Genomic DNA, 22,563 nt, shown 5'->3' with positions numbered 1-22,563 from the left:
CCATGACGCGCACCCTGGTCTTCGGCGGCGCCCGTTCCGGCAAGAGCGCCCATGCGGAAAAGCTGGCCCGCGAGTCCGGCAAGGAGGTACTCTACCTCGCCACCGCGCAGGCGGGCGACGGCGAGATGGCCACGCGTATCACGCATCACCGTGCGCAGCGCCCGGCCGGGTGGGTGACTATCGAAGAACCGCTGCGCCTGGGCGACGCCATCCTGCGGGAAGCACGGCCCGGCCGCCTGCTGCTGGTCGACTGCCTGACCCTGTGGCTGACGAACCTGATGTTTTCCAGCGGCGAGACGTATCCGGACGTGGGCGACATCGCCCTGCCCGAACTGTTCCACAGCGAGCGCGCGCACCTGCTGTACGCGCTGGCGGAAATCGAAGACACAGCTTGCGACATTGTGCTCGTATCGAATGAAGTGGGCATGGGCATCGTGCCCTACGGCGCCATTTCGCGCTGCTTCACCGATGAAGCGGGCCGCTTGAACCAGGCCGTGGCGGCCGTCTGCGACAAGGCCGTTTTTGTCGCCGCCGGCTTGCCCCTGCACCTGAAAGGCGGCCCATGCTGAGCGGGCTGTCGCTGCCCATGCTGGCCGCCTTGATGACGGCCGGCGTGCTGCTCGACCTGCTGCTGGGAGAAACGCGCCGCTGGCATCCGCTGGTCGGCTTTGGCCGCTTCGCCAGCGCTCTGGAACGCCTGCTGAACCGGGGCCGTGGGCGTTTGCTGCGCGGCGCGCTGGCGTGGTCGCTGGCCGTGCTGCCCATCAGCTATGCCGCCTACTGGCTGTGCGGCCTGGCCGGTGCCGCCCTGCACGTCTTCTTGCTGTATCTATGCCTGGGCTTGCGCAGCCTGCGCGACCACAATCAGCCGATCGCCGACGCCCTGGCCATCGATGACCTGGACAACGCACGTCTGCTGACGGCGCGCATCGTCAGCCGCGACACGGCCAATGCCGATGCAGCCAGCCTGGCCAAGGCCAGCACGGAATCCCTGCTGGAAAACGGCAACGACGCCGTCTTTGGCACCCTGTTCTGGTTTGCCGTGGCGGGCGGCCCCGGCGCCGTGCTGTTCCGCCTGGCGAACACGCTCGACGCCATGTGGGGTTACCGCAACGCACGCTACGACTGGTTCGGCTGCTGCGCCGCGCGCATCGACGACGTCTTGAATTACCTGCCGGCGCGCCTGACGGCCATCTCCTATGTCATGCTGGGCAAGAATATGGCCGACAAAAAACGCGCCTGGCACTGCTGGCGCACGCAGGCGCCCAACTGGGGCAGCCCGAACGCCGGACCCGTGATGGCCAGCGGCGCCGGCGCCCTGGGCCTGGCTTTGGGCGGCGACGCCATCTACGACGGCGAGCTGGAACGCCGCCCGCCTTTGGGCAGCGGCCGTCCCGCCGAAGCGCGCGACATCGACCGCGCCTGGCGCCTGGTGGCCGAGACGGCCGTGTTGTGGCTGATCTGGATGGCGCTGCTGGCGGGCCTGTTCTACCTGAAGGGGAAATACCTTGCTTGAACATGGCGGCAACCTGCGCGACGCCGCGCGCGAATATGGACGGCCCATCGCCGACTGGATCGACCTGTCGACGGGCATCAACCCACACTGGTATGCAGCGCCAGCACCCGACGCCAACGCCTGGCACCGGCTGCCGGAAGCCGATCCCGCGCTGGCCGCTGCCGCCTGCGCGTACTACGACGCGCCGGCCATGCTGCCGGTCGCCGGCACGCAAGCCGCCATCCAGGCCCTGCCCCGGCTGCGCGCACCGTCGCGCGTGGTGGTGGCCGCGCCGTCGTATGCGGAACACGCGCACCACTGGGGCCAGCATGGTCACGAATTGCGACAAGTGCCGTATGCGCAGCTGGCCGATGCCGTCGACCACTGCGACGTGCTGGTCATCTGCAACCCGAACAACCCCACCGGTGAGCGCATCGCGCCCGCACTGCTGCTGGAATGGGCAGGCAAGCTGGCCGCGCGCGGCGGCTGGCTGGTGGTCGATGAAGCGTTTGGCGACACGGAAGCGCAAGCCAGCCTTGGGCCGCACACAGGCCAGCCGGGCCTGATCGTGCTGCGCTCGGTGGGCAAATTCTTTGGCCTGGCGGGACTGCGCCTGGGTTTTGTCGCCGCCCATCCCGCGCTGCTGGTGCAACTGGCCGACATGCTGGGGCCGTGGAGCGTCAGCGGCCCGGCGCAGCAGGTGGCGCTGGCTGCGCTCACCGACACGCACTGGCAGGAAGCGATGCGCGAACGCCTGCGCGGCGAAGGCGCCCGCTTGCATCAGCTGTTGGCCGCGCACGGCATCGCCAGCAGCGGTACGGCGCTGTTTCAGTGGTGGCCGGAAGCATGCGCCGAAACGTTCTGGCGCCACATGGCGGAAGCAGGCATCTGGGTGCGCCTGTTCCGCCACGCGGCCCACGGCATCCGCCTGGGCCTGCCCCCCGACGAACACGCCTGGCTGCGCCTGCAGCAGGCCCTCACCACATGGAAGCACACATGAAAATCCTGAAAATATCGCTGCTGCTGGCTGGCTTGGTCTCGCTGCAAACACACGCCGCCATCAGCGTGCGCGACGACGACGGCAATACCGTCACCGTGGAAAAGCCGGCACAGCGCATCCTGGCGCTGGCGCCGCACGTGACGGAGCTGCTGTTCGCGGCCGGCGGCGGCGAGAAGATCGCCGGCGTCGTCAGCTACAGCGACTATCCGGAAGCGGCAAAGAAGATCACGCAAGTGGGCGACAACCGCCAGTACGACATGGAGCGCATCATCGCCCTGAAGCCGGATCTGATCGTCGTGTGGATGCATGGCAGCGCCGAACGCCAGATCGCCATGCTGCGCCAGCTGAAGGTACCCATCTATCACAGCGAACCGCGCAAGCTGGCCGACATCCCCGACAGCATGGAACGCCTGGGCCAGTTGATGGGCACGGAGAAAACCGCCAAGCCAGCCGCCGCCCAGCTGCGCGCCAAACTGGCCAGCTTGACGGCGCAATACGCGCAGCGTCCGCCCGTGCGCGTGTTTTACCAGGTGTGGGACAAACCGCTATATACATTGAGCGGCGCGAGTATCATCAGCGACTCCATGCGCCTGTGCGGCGGCCAGAATGTGTTCGCCGCGATGAAGGTAGTGGCGCCCGTCGTCACCCCGGAAGGCGTGCTGCAGGAAGACCCGGAAGTCATCTTCGGCACCAGCGAAAAAAGCGATCCGCGCAGCGAAGGCGGCCTGGCCATGTGGCGCGCCTTCCCGTCGATGACGGCCGTGCGCAAAAATAACCTGTTCCGCCTGAATGGCGACCTGCTGAACCGCGCCGGCCCGCGCATGATCGACGGCACGGCCGCCATGTGCGAACAGCTGGAAGTGGCGCGCCAGCGCCGCACCAGCAAGGCGGCGCAATGAGCCACTACCAGCGCATCGCCTGTTTGTCGACGGAAGCCGTGGAGACGCTGTATGCGCTGGGCGCGGAAGACGTCATCGCCGGCATCTCCGGCTTTACCGTGCGCCCTCCCCGCGCGCGCGAGGAAAAGACCAAAATCAGCGGCTTTTCGTCCACGAACCTGGAACGTATCCTGGCAGTGAAGCCGGATCTCGTGATCGGTTTTTGCGACATGCAGGCCGATATCTGCCGCGACCTGGTCAAGGCCGGCATCGAAGTGCACCAGTTCAACCAGCGCACGGTGGAGGGCATCCTGCGCATGATCGCCGTGCTGGCCGCCCTGGTGCAGCGCGAAGAAGCGGGCAAAGTACTGATCGCCAGCCTGCGCGCCGACATCGCCGCCGCCCGCACCCGCGCCGCCCCCTGGACGCGCAAGCCCGTGATGTACTTTGAAGAGTGGAACGATCCCCTGATGAGCGGCATCGGCTGGGCGGCGGAATTGATCGAGATCGCCGGCGGCACGGACGCCTTTCCGGAATTGTCCGCGCATCCTGGCGCGAAGGAGCGCATCATCGCAGATCCTTTGGCCGTCGTGACGCGCGCGCCCGACATCATCCTCGCCAGCTGGTGCGGCAAGAAGTTCCAGCCGGCGCAGCTGGCGGCACGCCCGGGCTGGGATGCAATTCCCGCAGTGAGAAACCAGATGCTGTTCGAGATCAAGTCGCCCGACATCCTGTCGCCCGGTCCGGCGGCGATTACCGAAGGGCTGCGCCAGATCAGTGACATCATCGCAGCCTGGCAAGAGCAGCAAACATGAAGAGTCCCTTTCCCGCCCTGATGGTGCAAGGCACGACGTCCGACGCGGGCAAGAGCACCGTCGTCGCAGCCCTGTGCCGATTATTGAAACGCCGTGGCGTGACGGTAGCACCGTTCAAGCCGCAAAACATGGCCTTGAATAGCGCCGTGACGAGCGACGGCGGAGAAATCGGCCGCGCGCAAGCCTTGCAGGCGCTGGCCTGCGGCATCGCGCCGCACACGGACATGAACCCGGTACTCTTGAAACCGTCGTCGAACACGGGCGCGCAGGTGATCATCCATGGCAAGGTGCGCGCCGAGATGGATGCGCGCGACTACCAGCAATATAAAACCATCGCCATGGACGCCGTGCTCGAATCGTACGCGCGACTGCGCCAGCAATATGCCGCCGTCATCGTCGAAGGCGCGGGCAGCCCCGCCGAAGTCAACCTACGTGCGCGCGACATCGCCAACATGGGCTTTGCCGAAGCCGTCGACTGTCCCGTTATCCTGGTGGCCGATATCGACCGTGGCGGCGTCTTCGCCCACATCATCGGCACCCTGGCGTGCCTGTCCGACAGCGAGCGGGCGCGCATCGTCGGCTTCGTCATCAACCGCTTCCGCGGCGACATCTCGCTGCTTACGCCCGGCATCGAATGGCTCGAGCAGCAGACGGGCAAGCCCGTGCTGGCCGTGCTGCCCTATCTGCACGGCCTGTTTCTCGACGCGGAAGACGCCGTCGAAGCGATGCAGGCCGAACGGGGCGCCTTCAAGGTGGTGGTGCCGCAACTGCCGCGCATCAGCAACCACACGGACTTCGACGCGTTGCGCGCCCACCCCGAGGTCGACCTGCAATTCATCCAGCAAGGGCAGCCGATTCCAGCGGCCGACCTGGTGATCCTGCCTGGCAGTAAAAACACGCGCGGCGACCTGGCCTGGCTGCGGCAGCATGGCTGGCCCGCCTATCTGGCGAAACACCTGCGCTACGGCGGCAAGGTGCTGGGCATCTGCGGCGGCTTCCAGATGCTGGGGCAAAGCGTGCGCGATCCGCTGGGCGTGGAAGGCGCAGCGGGAGAGTCAACGGCGCTGGGATTGCTGGACATGGTGACGGAACTGACAAGCGAAAAACGCCTGGAACAGGTGAGCGGCCGCTGCGCGTTTGCCGGCGCGGCCGATGCGCGCGTCGCAGGCTATGAAATCCACATGGGCGTCTCGCATGGCGCGGCGCTGGCGCAGCCGGCCTTTGTCATCGATGGGCGGCCGGAGGGCGCCGTGTCGGGCGACGGGCAAATCCTCGGCAGCCATTTGCACGGCATGTTCGATACGCCCGCCGCGTGTTCGGCGCTGCTGCGCTGGGCGGGGCTGGACTCCGGCCACACGGTGGACACGGCCGCCCTGCGCGAGGCCAGCCTGGAGCGGATTGCCGACGCGGCGATGCCGTTGATGGATGCGCTGGAACGACTGCCACGTTGATGGTGGTGTCGGGTTACGCCGTACCGGCTAACCCGACCTACTCACACAGGCACGTGGCAGCACCCCTTAATTTTTCAGGCACGTGCCCATATACGAGCGGTCGGTCGAGAATTCGACCGCCATGCTCGACGACACCGGCATGAACATCGAATAATCCGCCGGCACGTCGGCGGGATCCTTGAACACGGCGACGCCATCGAAATCGACGGCCTGCGCGCCCAGGCCCAGCTTGTTGACGGTGATGGTTTCGGCGTGCGTCTTGCCAGCGGTGTTGTTGGTGATGGTGGCGGTGCTGCCGGCAACGACGATCTTCGCGCTGATGCCAGGCGCAGCGCAAGCGTAACTGCCGGCGATTTCGGTGCCGATCTTTTGCTGTTTGGCCGCCACGATGGTGCCCACGCGCAGCACGTTCTGCTGGTTGCGGCTGTAGCGGTCGATGAACAGCGCCAGCCCACGGTCGCCCGCGTGCACGTGCACGATGCCGAAGTCCTGGTCACCCTGGCGGGCGACGAGCAAGCCATTCTTCGCATCCTTGACCAGGGTCAGGCTGGCGTTTTCCGCTTCCAGCTGCGGCGATACCGCGGAACACACGCCTTGCGCATTGAACACGCCGCCATTGCACAGTTGCGCACTGCCATCGGCCGCCACCTTGAGACTTCCTTTCGGATTGAAACGGTCGCCGCCGTTCGAGGCATTGCGCATGGCGCCCAGGAAAATATAGCTGCCGGCCAGCTTGGCCACGTCCGTGACGGCATAGCCGCTGCCGCTGACATTGGAATTCATGTTGCCCAGTTTCACAGTCCCTGTCAGCAAGCGCGTGCGCGCGTCGACACTCAGGCTCAGGTCGGTGCCGGCATAGGTCGTGATACTGCCGGTGGTGGTGGCGCTGAACGTGCCGCTGCGGTCGACCAGGCCGAACTGCGTCGACAGCACCTTGACGTTGAAGGTTTTTTTGGCGCTGTCGAACGTGATGCGCCACGTGTCGCCGATATCGGCGGCCACGTCATACACGCTTTCATCGGCACTGGCGCCGGCGATGACGCTCAGGCCAGCCTGCTTGGCCACGGCTTCGGATGCCACCGTCACGCTGTCGGCGGGAACGACGGGAGGCGTGACCACGACGGGCGGCGTGACGGGTGCATCCGGCGTGCCGCCATCGCTGCCGCCACCGCATGCGGACAGGGCCGCGCCAAATAAAACGATCGAAATTGCATTCTTCATCAGTGACCTTCCAGGATTGCGGGACAAATTGCGAATGACACAGGACTCGCAACGACAACGCTCATGCTAGATCCGGCTGGAAGTTATTACTATAGGACAATTGTTCTATGGACTTTCTACGGCAACATCTCGGTCAGCACAGTCAGCGCCGCGGCCAGCGCCGTCTTGTTGCCGACATCGAGCTTGGCATATACGCTGTGCAACTGATTCCTGACGGTGGCCGGCGATACCCCTTGTTGCCGGGCAATATCCTTGTAACTGAGGCCGGTGGCCGCCAGGCGCGCCACAGCGCTTTCGACGCCGGTCAGCGACCGCCCCGCCGGGCGCTGCGCCAGCTGGATATACAGGTAGCCGCCCAGTTCCGTCACTTGCGCCACCAGGGTTTTGCCCGTGTAGCGGCCGAGGCCGGGGCGCCGCAATTGTGCAACAAAGTCCGCCGGCAACATGGGCGGGTCCCATTCGGGCCACTCCCGCTGCAGCATGTCGGCGGCAATCGGCTCCATATATTGCAGGCAGCCATTCAGGCTGGCCAGCAGGCGCACACTGCCAGGTGACGGCTGCGTATCCGTTGCCAGGAACAAACGGCTGTTGATCGCCTGCGCCTGGGTCAGGTGCGGCAACAGCAGGTTGCCCAGTTCAATTTCAGTAGCGGAATAGGCGCGTTCCGGCCCTGCCCGCCACAAGGCAATCAGGTCCAGGTTGGCATGGTGGGTGGCCGGTGAAATCAGCACCATGCTGTGGGCAATCGCATATTTCCTGCAGTAGGCATGCAAGTCCAGGTAGCGCCGATCGATCTCGGCCGACGCCATCGTCACGCAGCGGCCGCGCGAACGGCAGGCATCGGCCAGGATCGTGTCCGGGCTGACGAGCGCCTTGCGGTCCGCCAGTTTCTCTATCGGTTGCTGATACATGTGCAGGCTGTGCAGCGAAATCGCCATGTCAGGAGAAAAAGAGGCGGCGATGATGGCGGCGGAATCGAAGGAAAGCGCCTGCCTCAGCATGTCGAGCGCCTGTCCCTGGAACTCGCCCGTCGTGCATTCCTGCGCACTGCCATACAGATTCAGGATCAGGTGATTCAATTCTCTCATCGTACCGAGTCCGTTTTCATCCAGGAATGGCGGCATTGTGCTGCGCGGCAAGAGGCATGTCAACATAGCAATTATGGCCAAGCAGAGGGCACGGACGGCACGCCGGCGCCATTTATGTGACAATTCGTCGTACTGTCGGCTCCGTTTTTCCTCCTCAGGCTCGCATCCATGACCAGTTCCCCGATTAAAAGCTACCTTCCCTGGGTGGTCGCCACCGCCCTGTTCATGGAGCAACTCGACTCCACCATCGTCAACACCGCCATCCCCGCCATGGCTGCCAGCCTGAACGTGACGCCGCTGAGCCTGAAGGCCGTCGTCACCAGCTACATCCTGAGCCTGGCCGTGTGCATTCCCATCAGCGGCTGGATGGCCGACCGCTTCGGCACGCGGCGCGTGTTTTCCGCCGCCGTTGCCATCTTTACCCTCGCCTCCATCCTGTGCGGCCTGTCCGTGAATGCCCCCATGCTGGTGGCCGCGCGCCTGCTGCAAGGGGTGGGCGCGGCCATGATGATGCCGGTGGGCAGGCTCACGATCATCCGCACCTTTCCCAAGTCGCAATTGCTGGCGGCCATGAATTTCGTCATCATCCCCGCCCTGATCGGTCCCCTGCTGGGACCCACGGTGGGCGGGCTGATCGTGCACTGGCTGTCGTGGCGCGAGATTTTCTTCGTCAACGTGCCTGTCGGCCTGGTGGCGCTGTACCTGGCGCACCGCTACATGCCCGATTACTATGGCGACAAGCCCCGTCCGCTGGACCTGATCGGCCTGGTGCTGTTCGGCACGGGCATCGCGCTGCTGTCGTGGCTGCTGGAAATCTTTGGCGAGCACCGCATCGACGGCACCTCGTTTGCCGTGCTGCTGTTCATTTCCATCAGCCTGCTGGCCGCGTATGCCTGGCATTCGAGCGAAGTGCTGCACCCGCTGCTGCGCCTGACCCTGTTCAAGATCCGCACCTTCCGCGTCTCCGTCGTGGGCGGCTTCGTCACGCGCCTGGGCGTGGGCGGCCTGCCCTTCCTCTTGCCGCTGCTGTACCAGCTGGGCCTGGGCTTGCCCGCCTGGCAGTCCGGCTTGCTGATGATGCCGTCGGCCGCGGCCGCCATGGGCATGAAATTCATTTCCGCGCGCGTGCTGGCACGCTTCGGCTATCGCCAGGTACTGATCGTCAACACCGTGCTGATCGGCGTCACCATCGCCATGTTTTCACAGGTAAGCGTGGGCACGCCCCTGTACGTGATCGTCGCCATCAGCCTGTGCATGGGCTTTTTCAATTCGCTGCAGTTTTCCAGCATGAACACCATCGCGTATGCCGACGTCGACAAGAGCGATTCGAGCATGGCCAGCACCATCGCCAGTTCGATGCAGCAACTGTCGATGAGCTTTGGCCTCGCCTTCGGTTCGCTGATCACGGGCTGGTACCTGGGCGACATGCCGCAGTCGGACCGCGCCATGCTCAGCACGGCCCTGCACCATACCTTCCTGACCCTGGCCGCGCTGACGGTGCTGTCTTCGCTGACCTTCTGGACCTTGCGCCGCGACGATGGCGAAAGCATCAGCAAGGGCACGGACAGCGACGAGGACGATGCGGCCGACGTGAAGGCCCAGGCCGTTGTCCAGACGGAAGTGCAAACCACGAAAGGCTGAGCCACATCAAGCTTGCCGCCAGCGCCGCTGGCGCTTTGGCCTGCCACTGCTACCGTGACGGCAGGAGGTGCACATGGCGGCCGAGCGGCGCTTTGCGTGGAAGGGCACGGACCGCCATGGCCAGGCGGTCGATGGCGTCTTGCGCGCCGCCGACGCCAGCGCTGCCAAGGCCGCACTACGACGCCAGGGCATCCTCGCGAAGCGGGTGCAGGCTGCGCGCAGCGCGCCCGGCAAAGCCATCACGCGCAAGGATATCGCCCTGTTCACGCGACAGTTGTCGACCATGATGGCGGCCGGCGTGCCGCTGCTGCACGCCTTCGACATCGCCGGCAAGGGCCACGCCAAACCGGCCGTCACCGAGCTGATGCGCGACTTGCGCCACGACATCGAAGCGGGCAGCAGCCTGCAGCAGGCATTTCGCCAGTTTCCTCTGCTGTTTGACGAGCTGTACTGCAACCTGCTGGCGGCCGGCGAACAGGCGGGCATCGTGCAGGAATTGCTGGCGCGCCTGGCCACGCACCAGGAAAAAGCCATCACTCTGCGGCGGCAGGTACGCGGCGCGCTGATGTATCCGCTCGTCATCGTGCTCGTCGCCATCGTCGTCACGGCCATCATCATGAGCGTGGTCGTGCCCGCATTCCGCCAGGTCTTCGACAGCTTTGGCGCGCCCTTGCCGCTGCCCACCCTCGTCGTCATGGGCGTGTCCGCCTTTGTTGTCCGCTACTGGCTGGCCTTGCTGGCGGCGCTCGTGCTCGCTTGCCTGCTGCTGCACCTGGCCTGGCGCCGCTGGCCCGCCTTGCGGCGCGACACGCAACTGCGGGCGCTGCGCCTGCCCGTCTTCGGTCCGCTCTTGCGCAAGGAGGCAATCGCCCGCTGGACGCGCACCCTGGCGGCCATGTTCGCCGCCGGCGTGCCGCTGCTCGACTCGCTCGGCCTGGTAGGCGCCGCCTCCGGCCACCCGCTGTACCAGGAAGCGACGACGCGCATCGAACGCGAAATCCGCGCCGGCGGCAGCCTGGCCCTGGCCATGGAACACAGCGCCGTGTTTCCCCCGCTGCTGACGCAGCTGGCCCTGATCGGTGAGGAATCGGGCGCGCTCGACGCCATGCTGTCGCGCGCGGCCGACATCATCGAGGCCGACATCGACGCCACCGTGGCCACCCTTTCCACGCTGCTGGAGCCGGCGCTGATGGTCGTGCTGGGCGTGCTCGTCGGTTCCCTCGTGATCGCTCTGTATTTGCCGATTTTCAAGCTGGGGGCGGTGATTTGACCATACACCCTGCGCAAAACGTCCCCATGCATCGGCAGATGTTTTACACTGCGGCAGTGCCAGGCAATGTTTGCGCGGCAACATCATCACCTCAGACTAGTCCACCATGCTGCAAGATACCCTGCTGTTCGCCGCGCCCGGCAATCTGCCCGTCGCCCTCGCCGCCGCCCTGTTCGGCCTGATCGTCGGCAGTTTCCTGAACGTGGTGATCCACCGCGTGCCGAAAATGATGCAGCGCGAATCCGATAATTACGTGGCGGAAGAAAGCGGCTTGCCCTTGCCGCACACGGACCGCTACAACCTGATGCTGCCGCACTCGAACTGTACCGCTTGCGGCCACCGCATCACGGCCATGGAAAACATTCCCGTCCTCAGTTACCTGCTGCTGCGCGGCAAGTGCAGCGCGTGCAAGTCGCCCATCTCCGTGCGCTACCCGATGGTGGAAGTGCTGACGGGGGCCCTGTCGGCTCTGTTGATCTGGCACTTCGGCAGCGGCTGGACCGGTCTCGCCACGCTCGTGTTTGCCTGGCTGCTGATCGCCATGACCTTCATCGATGCCGATACGCAAATGCTGCCCGACGACCTCACCTTTCCTCTGCTGTGGGCGGGACTGCTGGTCAATATCAACGGCACTTTCGTGCCGCTGCAAGACGCCGTCATCGGCGCGGCCGCCGGCTACCTGGCCTTGTGGGGCGTGTACTGGGCCTTCAAGCTGGCGACAGGCAAGGAGGGAATGGGCTATGGTGACTTCAAATTGCTGGCGGCGCTAGGTGCGTGGCTGGGCTGGACCATGCTGCCGACGATCATATTATTGTCATCGCTGGTCGGCGCCGTGGTCGGCATCGGCCTGATCGTGTTTGCCAAGCGCGGGCGCGACAAGCCGATTCCGTTCGGCCCCTACCTGGCGGCTGCGGGCCTGATCGCCCTGCTGTACCGCACGCCCCTGTCACAACTGACGCTGGGCCTGGCCGGCTGATGGCCTTCCTTTGGAAACAGACATGCACATACAAAACGCCCCCTATTTCAGCGTCGGTCTCACGGGCGGCATCGGTTGCGGCAAGAGCACGGTGGCCGACATGTTCGCCGCGCGCGGCGCCTCCATCGTCGACACCGACCTGATCGCGCACAGTCTGACGGCGCCAAACGGTGCGGCCATGCCTGCCCTGGTGGCGGAGTTCGGCGCCGACTACGCGGACGCGCGCGGCGCCCTCGACCGTACCAAAATGCGCAACCTCGTGTTTGCCGACGCCGCCGCCAAGGCGAAACTGGAAGCCATCCTGCACCCGCGCATCCGCCAGGCCACCCTGGCGGCGGCCGAAGCAGCAACGGGCAGCTACGTGATCTTTGCCGTGCCCCTGCTCGTCGAGTCGGGCGGCTGGGTAGAGCGGGTCAACCGGGTACTGGTCATCGATTGCCTGGAAAGCCTGCAAGTGTCGCGCGTGATGGCGCGCAATGGCTTATCGGAAGAACAAGTCAAAGCCATCATGGCCACGCAGGCCACGCGCGCCATGCGCCTGGCGGCGGCGGACGACGTGATCGACAACAATGGCGATTTGGCGTCCCTGGAACCGCAGATTGCCCAGTTGCACGATTTATATCTGGCATTTTCAAAAAGAATGGCCGGAATGGCCCCGCAACGTTTGTAATTTGTCGACGCTTGGTTCAAAATCACGGGATTGTTTGCAGGTCCTTACTTAAGGGAATTATTTTGATTGTCTACGAATACCCTTTCAACGAACGCATACGTACCTTGTTGCGGCTGGAAGACCTGTACGACAAATTCAAGTTCTTCATCCAGCAAGAACATGCAATGCAGCACCATGTTGCCTTGGCAACTATTTTCGATATGCTCGAAGTGGCCGGCCGCGCCGACCTGAAGTCCGACCTGCTGCAAGAACTCGAACGCCAGCGCCAAAGCCTGCTCGGTTACCGCAGCAATCCGAATGTGGAGCCGGAAACCCTCGATGCCATCTTGGCCGAACTCGACAGTGTCAGCGGCGCCCTGGTGGCGGCGCAGGGCAAGACGGGCCAGAATATCCGCGACAATGAATGGCTGATGAGCATCCGCGGCCGCACCATCATCCCGGGCGGCGCCTGCGAATTCGACTTGCCATCGTACTTTGCCTGGCAAAAACGCAGCTCGGAACAGCGCCTGACCGATATCCACGCGTGGTTCGCCCCGCTGGCGCCGCTGTTCGATGCGCTGGCCCTCGTATTGCGCCTGCTGCGCGATTCCGGCGGACCCGTTAAACTGATCGCCAATGGCGGCAGCTACCAGCAAATGCTGCAAGGCAAGGTGTACCAGATGCTGCGCCTGAGCCTGGATGAAAACAGTGGCGCCATCCCGGAAATTTCCGCCAACAAATACATGCTGTGGGTACGCTTCACCACCCAGGGCGGCGACTTGAAACCCAAGCCGCTGGAAGAAGATGTCCCGTTCGAGCTCACGCTCTGTAATTTTTAACTGTTACTTATTGCCCCATCATGACCGTCGTTAACTGCCCTACCTGTGCTGCAAAAGTCGAATGGACTGAAGCCAACAAATTCCGCCCCTTCTGCTCGGAACGCTGCAAGCAGATCGACCTGGGTGCCTGGGCCGAAGAGAAATACACGATCCCCGCCGCCGACCCGTTTGAAGATCCCCTCGCGGACGAAGACAACAAGCCGCAATAAGCCCTAATAAGCCACCATAAGCCTCAAATAAACGGATTTTCCAGGCGCAGCCCCTGCGCCGCGAAACTGTCGAGCCTGCCGCTGGCCACCGTCAAGCCATAGGCGATGCCCATCGCCGCGATCTGCCTATCGACGCCGTGCGCGTGGCCACGGCCATGCAGGCGCGCGCACACGAGGGCGCAATCGAGGTCGAATTCCAGCAAACGGGGCGCATATTCCGCCAGCACGGCTTCCAGCCAGCCTTCCAGCGCCAGTGCTTCCAGCGCCGCCTCGCGCCGCCAGCTGCACTGTATCCCTGCGCGCAATTGCGCGATCACTTGCACCGGCACATAGCGCATCTCCGGCGCCACCCGCTCGAAAAAACCGGCCACGCCCGCCGGCACGGCGCTGCCCTTGCGCGCAGCAACGATCACATCGGCATCGAGCAGATAGCCGGGCATCAGCGTGGCAATTCAGGAGCGGCGCTCGAAATCCGCATCCAGCCCCACGTCGGGCATGCTGCGTAAAATATCGTCGAGCGGGCGCTTCGGCAGGGGACGCAAGGCGCTGCGCAGGATGTCGCGGTGCTCGTCTTCGATGCTGCGCCCATGCGCGCGGGCACGCTTGTGCAAGGCGGCGATCAGCAATTCATCGGTATCGGTAAAGGTCAGTGTCAGCGGCATGCGAGACTCCCCGGTGCGTGATGAAAGCACTGTAGCGCAAAGCGCGCGCGATACAAGGAAAGTAAGAGGAAAGCTTGCGCCAGCACGCAGCATGCTGCTGCCCGCTGGCACAAGTGTGGGGATCAGGCGGGCAAGAGGGATTCCCGGCGTACCTCATCCAACCATTCCAGCAGGGGAATGGTGGCCGGCAGCAGGGGTTCCACGCCGACCGTGCCCTGCCAGGCGAACGCCTGCCCTTCCAGGCTTTGCGGCTCGCCCCGCCATTCGCGGCTGATGTAGAAATGCAGGCGCACATGGGCGTGCGGATACACATATTCGACGCCGCACCAGGCTTCGGCACTGTCGATATGCAGCCCCAGCTCCTCGACGAACTCGCGTTTCAAGGCATCAAAAATGGCTTCGCCCGCTTCGACTTTACCGCCAGGAAATTCCCAATAGCCGTCATACGGCTTGCCGGCCGGGCGCTGGCCCAGCAGCACGTCGCCATTCGGCTTCATCAGGATGCCGACGGCGACGTCCACCGGTTTGATTTTCACGTCGCTCATTGCGGCAACTTTCCCGCAGGAAGTTTCCCCGCATAGTCGCGTGCAAATTGCCACGCGACACGGCCCGAACGCGAACCGCGCTGCAAGGCCCAGCGCAGGGCGTCGCCGCGTGCTCCCGCAATCTGTTCCGGCGTGCAGCCAAACGAGGCCAGCCAGTGCGCCGCGATATCGAGGTAATCGTCCTGCTTGAACGGGTAGAACGACAGCCACAGGCCGAAGCGCTCGGACAGCGAGATTTTCTCTTCCACCGTCTCACCCGGATGCAGATCGCCATCATCGTCCGTCTTGTAGCTGCTGTTGTCCGACATCCGTTCCGGCATCAGGTGACGGCGGTTCGAGGTGGCGTAGATCAGCACATTGTCCGATTGCGCGGCGATGCTGCCGTCGAGCGCCACTTTCAGCGCCTTGTAGCCGCTCTCGCCTTCTTCAAACGACAGGTCGTCGCAAAAGATGATGAAACGCTCGGAGCGCGCCGCCACCAGGTCGACGATGTCGGGCAAGTCGGCCAGGTCGGCCTTGTCGACTTCGATCAGGCGCAAGCCCTGGTCGGCGAACTGGTTCAGACAAGCCTTGATCAAGGAGGACTTGCCCGTGCCGCGCGCGCCCGTCAGCAGCACATTGTTGGCCGGACGGTTACTGACGAACTGGCGCGTGTTCTGCTCGATCTGCGCCTTTTGCGTGCCGATATTGTGCAAGTCATCCAACGCGATGTTCGACACGTGGGCCACGGCCTGCAAATAAGGCAGCGCGCCCTGGCGCCGGCGCCAGCGGAAGGCAAAGCTGTTCCAGTCGGTGGCCGGCAAGGCCGGCGGCAAGATCGACTCGAGGCGCGCCAGAACCCGCTCGGCACGGATCAGGAATTGATCGAGACTGGTCATGAGCGGTAGTCGGCGTTGATCGACACGTAGTCATGCGACAGGTCGCACGTCCACAGGGTGGCCGTGGCATCGCCGCGCGCCAGCTTGACGCGGATGGTGATTTCGCTTTGCTGCATCACGCGCTGGCCATCCTGCTCCTGGTAGTCGGGATTGCGGCCGCCATTCTTGGCCACCCACACGTCGTCCAGGTACAGGTTCAGCTGGCCCACGTCCAGGTCGTCCACGCCCGCGTAGCCGATGGCGGCCAGGATGCGGCCCAGGTTCGGATCGGAGGCGAAGAAAGCCGTCTTCACCAGCGGGGAGTGGGCGATGGAATAGGCGATCTTGCGGCATTCTTCCACGTTGCGGCCGTCTTCCACCGTGACCGTCATGAATTTGGTCGCGCCTTCGCCGTCGCGCACGATGGCTTGTGCGAGAAAAGTAGACAGTTCGGTGACGGCCGCCGCCAGTGCCGCATAGTGCGGCGAATCGATGGAATCGATCACCAGGCTGCCGGCGCCCGTGGCCACCAGCATGAACGAGTCATTGGTGGAGGTGTCGCCGTCGATGGTGATGCAGTTGAACGATTTGTCGGCTGCCTGCTTCACCAGCTGGTCCAGCACCGGTTGCGCCACGGTGGCATCGAACGCGAGGAAACCGAGCATGGTGGCCATGTTCGGCTTGATCATGCCGGCGCCCTTGCTGATGCCCGTCAGGGTCACCGCGTGGCCGCCGATGGTGACTGTGCGCGAACCGGCTTTCGGCTGCGTATCGGTGGTCATGATGGCTTCGGCGGCCGAGAACCAGTTGTCCGACGTCAGCGCGGCCACGGCTTGCGGCAAGCCGGCGACCAGGCGCTGGACCGGCAAGGGTTCCAGGATCACGCCTGTGGAAAACGGCAGGATTTGCTGCGGCGTGCAGCCCAGCAGCTCGGCCAGCGCGGCGCAGCTGGCCTGCGCGTCGGCCAGGCCCGATTCGCCCGTGCCCGCATTCGCGTTGCCCGTATTGACCAGCAGCGCGCGGATAGGCGCGGCGCCGGCCGTCACTGCCGCCAGGTTGGCTTTCGAAATTTGCACGGGCGCGGCGCAAAAGCGGTTCAAGGTGAACACGCCGGCCACGGTGGCCGTCGGCGCCAGTTTCAATACCAGCAAATCCTTGCGGTTGGGTTTCTTGATGCCGGCTTCGGCAACACCGATTTCAATGCCGGCGACGGCTTTCAAGTCGGCGGCGACGGGCTTGGGAGAATTGACGGCCATGGTGAGTTCTTCTGCGAGGGAAAATGGAAGCGCTATTGTAGCGCCTTCGCGGCGCCGGTGAACATGCGCGCCGACAGATGCGCGCGCGTCAATTGAAACGGCATAAAAAAACGGAGACCGCGGTCTCCGTTTTTGCTCAAGCTGTCAAACCGGCTTTACGCCAATTTTCCATGACAAGCTTTGTACTTCTTGCCGCTGCCGCAAGGGCATGGGTCGTTACGCCCCACTTTGACACCCATGCTCACGCTCATGTCGTCGACGTTGTCCATGTTGCCGCCGGCCACAGGCGCCAGCAGTTCTTCCGGCGCCGCGTTCGGGTCGAATTCAGCGTGCTGGTAATGCACGTTTTCCACGTGCGACTGCTGCATCGCCTGTTCGGCCGCATCGACTTCTTCGCGTGACTGGATGCGTACCGTCATCACGTGTTTCGTCACGTCGTTCTTGATCATGTCGAGCATCTGGCCAAACAGTTCAAACGCTTCACGCTTGTATTCCTGTTTCGGGTTCTTCTGCGCATAACCGCGCAGATGAATACCCTGGCGCAGGTGATCGAGCGCCGCCAGGTGTTCGCGCCAGTGGCTGTCCACGCTTTGCAGCATGACATTGCGTTCGAAGCCGCCAAACGATTCCTTGCCGACGATGTCGATCTTCGACTGGTACACGGCGTCGGCCGCGGCCAGCACTTTGTCCAGGATCTCTTCGTCCGTCAGGGTCGCATCGGCTTCCAGCATTTGCTGCAGCGGCAAGTCGAGCTGCCATTCGCCGGCCAGGGTGTTTTCCAGGCCCTTGATATCCCACTGCTCTTCCACCGATTCATGCGGCACGTACTCGTGCACCAGGTCGGTGAACACGCCATGGCGCAGGGAAGCGATCATGTCCGAGATATCGGTCGTTTCCAGCAGCTCGTTACGCTGCTGGTAGATGACCTTGCGCTGGTCGTTGGCGACGTCATCGTATTCCAGCAATTGCTTGCGGATGTCGAAGTTGCGCGCCTCGACCTTGCGCTGGGCCGATTCGATCGAACGCGAGACGATGCCTGCCTCGATCGGTTCGCCTTCCGGCATTTTCAAACGATCCATCACGGCGCGCACGCGGTCGCCGGCGAAGATGCGCAGCAGCGCGTCGTCGAGCGACAGGTAGAAGCGCGACGAACCCGGATCGCCCTGGCGGCCGGCACGGCCACGCAATTGATTGTCGACGCGGCGCGATTCGTGGCGTTCGGTGCCGATGATGTGCAAGCCGCCCGCATTGACCACGTGGTCGTGCAGCGATTGCCATTCATCGCGCAAGGTCTGCGACTGGGCTGCCTTGTCGGCGTCGCTCAGTTCAGCATTGGCTTCGATGAACTTGATCTGGTTCTCGACGTTACCGCCCAACACGATGTCCGTACCGCGACCGGCCATGTTGGTGGCGATGGTGATGGCTTTCGGACGGCCTGCCTGGGCGATGATTTCCGCTTCGCGCGCATGCTGCTTCGCATTCAGCACGTTGTGCGGCAAATTGGCCTTGGTCAGAATGCCCGACAGCAGTTCCGAGTTCTCGATCGAAGTCGTACCGACCAGCACGGGCTGGCCGCGCTCGTAGCAGTCGCGGATGTCGTTCAACATCGCGTTGTATTTCTCGGCCGACGATTTGTAGACCTGATCCTGGCGGTCCTTGCGCTGCAGCGGACGGTTTTGCGGGATCACGACCGTTTCCAGGCCGTAGATTTCCTGGAATTCGTATGCTTCGGTATCGGCCGTACCGGTCATGCCGGCCAGCTTGGCGTACATGCGGAAGTAGTTCTGGAAGGTGATCGAGGCCAGGGTCTGGTTCTCGTTCTGGATCTTGACGCCTTCTTTCGCTTCGACGGCCTGGTGCAGGCCATCGGACCAGCGGCGGCCCGTCATCAGACGGCCCGTGAATTCATCGACGATCACCACTTCATTGTTCTGCACCACATAGTGCTGATCCTTGAAGTACAGCGCATGCGCGCGCAGGGCCGCATACAGGTGATGCACGAGCGTGATGTTGGCCGAATCGTACAGCGACGCGCCTTCCGGCAGCAGGCCCATTTCCATCAGGATGCCTTCGGCCTTTTCATGGCCGGCTTCCGTCAGCAGCACCTGGTGCGCTTTTTCATCCTTGGTGTAGTCGCCCGGCACGTCAACCTTGCCCTTGCCGTCCGGCGTTTCTTCGCCGATCTGCAGGGTCAGGCGCGCAGGCACTTCATTGATCTTGTGATACAGGTCGGTATGGTTCTCGGCCTGGCCCGAAATGATCAATGGCGTACGCGCTTCATCGATCAGGATCGAGTCGACTTCATCGACGATGCCGAAGTTCAGGCTGCGCTGCACGCGTTCGCGCGCTTCGTAGACCATGTTGTCGCGCAAGAAGTCGAAACCGAATTCATTGTTGGTGCCATACGTGATGTCGGAGTTGTACGCCTGCTGCTTGGCGCTGTGCTCCATCTGCGACATGTTCACGCCAGTCGACAGGCCCAGCCATGCATACAGACGGCCCATGGTCTCGGCATCGCGCTGCGCCAGGTAATCATTGACGGTGACGATATGCACGCCCTTGCCCGACAGGGCATTCAGGTAGGCTGGCAAGGTGGCCATCAGGGTCTTGCCCTCGCCCGTGCCCATCTCCGCGATCTTACCGAAATGCAAGACCATGCCGCCGATCATCTGCACATCGAAATGGCGCATGCGCAGGACGCGCTTGCTGGCCTCGCGGCAGACGGCAAATGCTTCCGGCAACAAGGCATCGAGCGATTCGCCAGCGGCGATGCGTTCCTTGAAGGCAGGCGTCTTCGCTTGCAGCTCGGCATCCGACAGCTTTTCGATGGCCGGCTCGAGCGCATTGATCTCGCGTACCGTTTTTTGGTATTGCTTGAGCAGCCGCTGGTTGCGGCTACCGAAAATCTGGGTCAGTAATGACATGCTTGAATTCTTGAAAAAACGCCGTTAAAAAAAGCTCGGTAGGGAACAACGAGGGAGTAATCGCGTCACCGCACGGAGTTCGACTATGGCAAAAGACGATGATTTTATCATGCGTTCCCGACATGGTTGGGGTAATGCGCCATATAACAATAGCTTAATGACAAACAAATGGCAGAAATTGCGGACATTTTCCATACTGTAAGGCAATACGGCCCGCCCACCCACGCCGCACCCGCCGCCGCACTCGTCATGCGCGGGCGAGTGTGCTATGTTTCGGCCATGCGAACTCCCACTTATTCTCCGGCGCCGCGCCGCGGCTACGGCTTTGCCCGTTCAGGCCCGGCCGTCACGGGCGCAACCGATTTTCTGCGCGGCAACGCGACGATGGCCTCATTGATGCCCACCGTCACGCGCCTGGCCGCCCTGCAAAAGGATTGCGCCAAGGCCTTGCCGGCCATGTTCGAGCATTGCGACATCCTGCAATTCGAAGGCGGTCAACTGGTGCTGGCCACGCCGAACGCAGCGCTCGCGGCCAAGCTCAAGCAACAATTGCCGAAGTTGCAAGGGGAACTGGAAAGAAAGGGCTGGCAGATTTCAGGCATCAAGCTGAAAGTGCAAGTCATCAAGAGCATCGCACCCATCGTGCATACGCGGGCGCTGGTCTTGCCGGAAAAAGCCATGTCTGCCCTGGAAGAGCTGAGCACGGCCCTGCCCGCGTCAAAACAGAACGAGCAATTGATCGCGGCGCTGCGCAATATGGTCCGCCACCACCGCGAACCAAAGGACTGAGAATAACGGCGCTAAATTAACGCATATCGCGTAGGTCGGATTAGGGCCTTCGGGCCGTAATCCGACAACACCACGATCAGTGCCAACATGGTTGTCGGATTACGCGGGGCGTCGCCCCGCTCATCCGACCTACGTCAGCGACCACTCACGCTCCATCTGGCGCAAATACGATTGCGGCGCCGCCTCGTTCGTGGCGAACGAGACGATTTCATACGCTTCCGGCTGTTCCAGCAGCGCCAGCAGCAGTTGGTTGTTCAGCGCGTGGCCCGACTTGTGCGCCGTGTAGTACGCGAGCAAGGGGTGGCCCACCAGGTACAGGTCGCCGATGGCGTCGAGGATCTTGTGGCGCACGAACTCGTCTTCATAGCGCAAGCCGTCCGCATTCAGGATGCGGTATTCGTCCATGACGATGGCGTTTTCCAGCGAACCGCCACGGGCCAGGCCCATGCCGCGCAAGCTTTCCACGTCCTGCATGAAACCGAAGGTGCGTGCGCGGGCCACATCGTGCACGTACGACACGTCGCCGAAATCGACCGAGGCGCGCTGCATCGTGCCATCGACGGCCGGATGATTGAATTCGATGAAGAAATCGAGCTTGAAGCCGTCGTACGGCGACAAACGCGCCCATTTCTCCGCGTCGCCCTTGCCGTGACGCACTTCCACGGGCTTGACGACCTTGATGAATTTCTTCGCCGCCTGCTGCTCTTCCACGCCTGCCTGCTGCAGCAGGTAGACGAAGGACGAGGCGGAACCGTCCATGATGGGAATTTCTTCCGCATTCACGTCGATAACCATATTGTCCACGCCCAGGCCGGCCGCGGCCGACATCAGATGTTCCACGGTAGACACCCTGGCGCCATCCTTGATCAGCACGGAAGCCATGCGCGTGTCGCCCACGGCCATCGCGCTGGCGGGGAACTCGACGATGGGATCGAGGTCGATGCGGCGAAACACGATGCCCGTGTCGATCGCGGCAGGACGCAGGATCAGCTCGACCTTGGTGCCGGAGTGCAAACCGACACCGATGGTGCGGACCTGTTGTTTGATGGTGCGTTGTTTTAACATGGCACGATTATATCCAGTTGCGGCGTGGAATGCTGACCGGCAAAGAAATGCTAGGGATGCTCACTTTCCACATGCACGGCCTCGCGCCGCACCAGGTAGATGCCGCTGGAGATAATGATCGCCGCGCCAAGCAAGGTATAGCGATCCGGCAGCGCCTGCCACAGCAGCCAGTCTATCGCCACGCCCCAGGCCAGCGCCGTGTACTCGAACGGCGCCACGATTGACGCCTTGCCGGTGCTGAAGGCCTTGGTGATCGCCAACTGCCCGAAGAAGCCCGACAGCGCCAGCACCATCAAGATTGAGCCATGTTCGGCACGCACAGGCACCCAGATATTCCACGCCAGCGTTACTGCGCCAACCGACATCAGCGTCAGCAGCCAGAACATCATCGCCTCGGTGCTGTCGGTGCGCGCCAGCACGCGCGCGCTAATGGCCGACACGGCGTAGCAGGCAGCTGCCACCAGAATCGCCAGCCCGCCCAGCGACAGGAAGCCGGTGCCTTCGGGGCGCAGCACCACCAGCACGCCCAGCAGGCCGACGCCAATCGCCACCCACTGCCCGCGGCCCACGTGCTCCTTCAGCACCCACACCGACAGCGCCGTGATCAAAGCCGGCGCGATGAAGAAGATCGAATATGCCTCGGCCAGCGACAGCGACTTCAGCCCGAAGGCAAAGGTGGTCAGCATGGCGATGCCGAGTGCGGCGCGCAACAGGTGCATCGGCCAGCGTATGCGCAAGATGCCCTTGAACGCACCGCGGTACAGCATGTAGCCGCACAGCAGTGGCAACGAACTGAGCGAGCGCATCGCCGTGACCTGAGTGGCGGGATAATGGGCAGACAGCAGCTTCATGGCGGTATCCATGCACGAGAACATGGCGACCGCAATCAGCATCGCATAGATGCTGTGCAGATTTTCTTGACGAGAAGACAGG

The 22,563-nt window shown here is 63.3% G+C and carries 23 protein-coding genes; 13 read left to right on the top strand and 10 right to left on the bottom strand.

Annotation, left to right across the window (positions count from 1 at the left end; genetic code table 11):
* The first annotated feature begins 2 nt into the window (after nt 1–2).
* The 6 genes from cobU to FG13_RS23645 are packed head-to-tail and all read left to right on the top strand — an operon-like array spanning nt 3 to nt 5,639.
* Complete coding sequence (cobU, locus tag FG13_RS23670; RefSeq protein WP_035824904.1) at nt 3–569, top strand: bifunctional adenosylcobinamide kinase/adenosylcobinamide-phosphate guanylyltransferase; 567 nt, start codon at nt 3–5, stop codon at nt 567–569.
* Complete coding sequence (cbiB, locus tag FG13_RS23665; protein WP_035824901.1) at nt 563–1,516, top strand: adenosylcobinamide-phosphate synthase CbiB; 954 nt, start codon at nt 563–565, stop codon at nt 1,514–1,516. The genes cobU and cbiB overlap by 7 nt, the downstream gene beginning before the upstream one ends.
* Nucleotides 1,509–2,495, top strand: coding sequence for a threonine-phosphate decarboxylase CobD (gene cobD / locus FG13_RS23660; RefSeq protein ID WP_035824898.1), 987 nt, complete (start codon nt 1,509–1,511; stop codon nt 2,493–2,495). Before cbiB ends, cobD begins: the two co-directional genes overlap by 8 nt.
* Nucleotides 2,492–3,394, top strand: coding sequence for a cobalamin-binding protein (locus FG13_RS23655; protein WP_035824896.1), 903 nt, complete (start codon nt 2,492–2,494; stop codon nt 3,392–3,394). The genes cobD and FG13_RS23655 overlap by 4 nt, the downstream gene beginning before the upstream one ends.
* Nucleotides 3,391–4,188 carry an ABC transporter substrate-binding protein gene (locus FG13_RS23650; protein ID WP_035824893.1) on the top strand — a complete coding sequence of 266 codons (798 nt, stop codon included), beginning with the start codon at nt 3,391–3,393 and terminating at the stop codon, nt 4,186–4,188. Before FG13_RS23655 ends, FG13_RS23650 begins: the two co-directional genes overlap by 4 nt.
* Complete coding sequence (locus FG13_RS23645) at nt 4,185–5,639, top strand: cobyric acid synthase (RefSeq protein WP_035824889.1); 1,455 nt, start codon at nt 4,185–4,187, stop codon at nt 5,637–5,639. Before FG13_RS23650 ends, FG13_RS23645 begins: the two co-directional genes overlap by 4 nt.
* 66 nt (nt 5,640–5,705) lie before the next feature.
* Here the strand turns inward: FG13_RS23645 and FG13_RS29160 are convergent, their stop codons facing one another.
* Together FG13_RS29160 and FG13_RS23635 are read right to left on the bottom strand one after the other, a co-directional pair.
* Entirely contained in the window at nt 5,706–6,860 is a 1,155-nt protein-coding gene (locus FG13_RS29160) for a hypothetical protein (RefSeq protein ID WP_051959387.1), read from the bottom strand.
* Nucleotides 6,861–6,976: 116 nt separating this feature from the next.
* Nucleotides 6,977–7,948, bottom strand: a complete 972-nt coding sequence (locus FG13_RS23635) for a helix-turn-helix domain-containing protein (protein ID WP_161784208.1) — start codon at nt 7,946–7,948, stop codon at nt 6,977–6,979.
* 168 nt (nt 7,949–8,116) lie between these two features.
* Here FG13_RS23635 and FG13_RS23630 point away from each other — a divergent pair, with 168 nt between their 5' ends.
* The 6 genes from FG13_RS23630 (at nt 8,117) to yacG (ending at nt 13,532) form a co-directional block, all read left to right on the top strand.
* Complete coding sequence (locus tag FG13_RS23630; RefSeq protein ID WP_225243832.1) at nt 8,117–9,589, top strand: DHA2 family efflux MFS transporter permease subunit; 1,473 nt, start codon at nt 8,117–8,119, stop codon at nt 9,587–9,589.
* Between the two features lie 73 nt (nt 9,590–9,662).
* Complete coding sequence (locus FG13_RS23625) at nt 9,663–10,859, top strand: type II secretion system F family protein (protein ID WP_035824883.1); 1,197 nt, start codon at nt 9,663–9,665, stop codon at nt 10,857–10,859.
* 106 nt (nt 10,860–10,965) lie between these two features.
* A complete protein-coding gene (locus FG13_RS23620; RefSeq protein WP_035824882.1) occupies nt 10,966–11,835 on the top strand; it encodes a prepilin peptidase in 870 nt (289 codons plus the stop codon).
* A 22-nt stretch (nt 11,836–11,857) separates the two neighbouring features.
* Nucleotides 11,858–12,505, top strand: a complete 648-nt coding sequence (gene coaE, locus FG13_RS23615; RefSeq protein WP_035824880.1) for a dephospho-CoA kinase — start codon at nt 11,858–11,860, stop codon at nt 12,503–12,505.
* 62 nt (nt 12,506–12,567) lie between these two features.
* The gene (gene zapD, locus FG13_RS23610) at nt 12,568–13,323 is read left to right on the top strand and encodes a cell division protein ZapD (RefSeq protein ID WP_035824877.1); all 756 of its coding nucleotides are present in this window, start codon (nt 12,568–12,570) and stop codon (nt 13,321–13,323) included.
* 17 nt (nt 13,324–13,340) lie between these two features.
* Complete coding sequence (gene yacG / locus FG13_RS23605) at nt 13,341–13,532, top strand: DNA gyrase inhibitor YacG (RefSeq protein ID WP_034748814.1); 192 nt, start codon at nt 13,341–13,343, stop codon at nt 13,530–13,532.
* A gap of 23 nt (nt 13,533–13,555) precedes the next feature.
* Here the strand turns inward: yacG and FG13_RS23600 are convergent, their stop codons facing one another.
* The 6 genes from FG13_RS23600 to secA all read right to left on the bottom strand — a co-directional run bounded on the left by FG13_RS23600 (nt 13,556) and on the right by secA (nt 19,776).
* The gene (locus tag FG13_RS23600) at nt 13,556–13,972 is read right to left on the bottom strand and encodes a hypothetical protein (protein WP_035824875.1); all 417 of its coding nucleotides are present in this window, start codon (nt 13,970–13,972) and stop codon (nt 13,556–13,558) included.
* A 12-nt stretch (nt 13,973–13,984) separates the two neighbouring features.
* Complete coding sequence (locus FG13_RS23595; RefSeq protein ID WP_035824872.1) at nt 13,985–14,194, bottom strand: FitA-like ribbon-helix-helix domain-containing protein; 210 nt, start codon at nt 14,192–14,194, stop codon at nt 13,985–13,987.
* Between the two features lie 122 nt (nt 14,195–14,316).
* A complete protein-coding gene (locus FG13_RS23590) occupies nt 14,317–14,739 on the bottom strand; it encodes an NUDIX domain-containing protein (protein ID WP_035824870.1) in 423 nt (140 codons plus the stop codon).
* On the bottom strand, nt 14,736–15,617 hold the full coding sequence (locus FG13_RS23585) for an ATP-binding protein (RefSeq protein WP_035824868.1): 882 nt from the start codon (nt 15,615–15,617) through the stop codon (nt 14,736–14,738). The genes FG13_RS23590 and FG13_RS23585 overlap by 4 nt, the downstream gene beginning before the upstream one ends.
* A complete protein-coding gene (argJ, locus tag FG13_RS23580; protein ID WP_034748831.1) occupies nt 15,614–16,852 on the bottom strand; it encodes a bifunctional glutamate N-acetyltransferase/amino-acid acetyltransferase ArgJ in 1,239 nt (412 codons plus the stop codon). Before argJ ends, FG13_RS23585 begins: the two co-directional genes overlap by 4 nt.
* A 155-nt stretch (nt 16,853–17,007) precedes the next feature.
* Nucleotides 17,008–19,776 carry a preprotein translocase subunit SecA gene (gene secA, locus FG13_RS23575; protein WP_035824866.1) on the bottom strand — a complete coding sequence of 923 codons (2,769 nt, stop codon included), beginning with the start codon at nt 19,774–19,776 and terminating at the stop codon, nt 17,008–17,010.
* Between the two features lie 279 nt (nt 19,777–20,055).
* On the opposite strand from secA, the gene FG13_RS23570 reads away from it, so the two are divergent.
* Nucleotides 20,056–20,565, top strand: a complete 510-nt coding sequence (locus FG13_RS23570) for a DciA family protein (protein ID WP_034748833.1) — start codon at nt 20,056–20,058, stop codon at nt 20,563–20,565.
* Nucleotides 20,566–20,694: 129 nt separating this feature from the next.
* Here FG13_RS23570 and lpxC read toward each other — a convergent pair whose 3' ends face one another.
* Both lpxC and FG13_RS23560 read right to left on the bottom strand, forming a co-directional pair.
* Entirely contained in the window at nt 20,695–21,630 is a 936-nt protein-coding gene (gene lpxC, locus FG13_RS23565) for a UDP-3-O-acyl-N-acetylglucosamine deacetylase (protein ID WP_035824864.1), read from the bottom strand.
* A 50-nt stretch (nt 21,631–21,680) separates the two neighbouring features.
* Nucleotides 21,681–22,523, bottom strand: a complete 843-nt coding sequence (locus FG13_RS23560; protein WP_035824862.1) for a DMT family transporter — start codon at nt 22,521–22,523, stop codon at nt 21,681–21,683.
* Between the last annotated feature and the right edge of the window lie 40 nt (nt 22,524–22,563).

This window comes from Janthinobacterium sp. RA13 (assembly GCF_000745325.1).
Lineage (GTDB): Bacteria > Pseudomonadota > Gammaproteobacteria > Burkholderiales > Burkholderiaceae_D > Janthinobacterium > Janthinobacterium rivuli.
The sequence above is the reverse complement of the archived record's forward strand: the minus strand, read 5'-3'. Positions and strand labels throughout refer to the sequence as shown.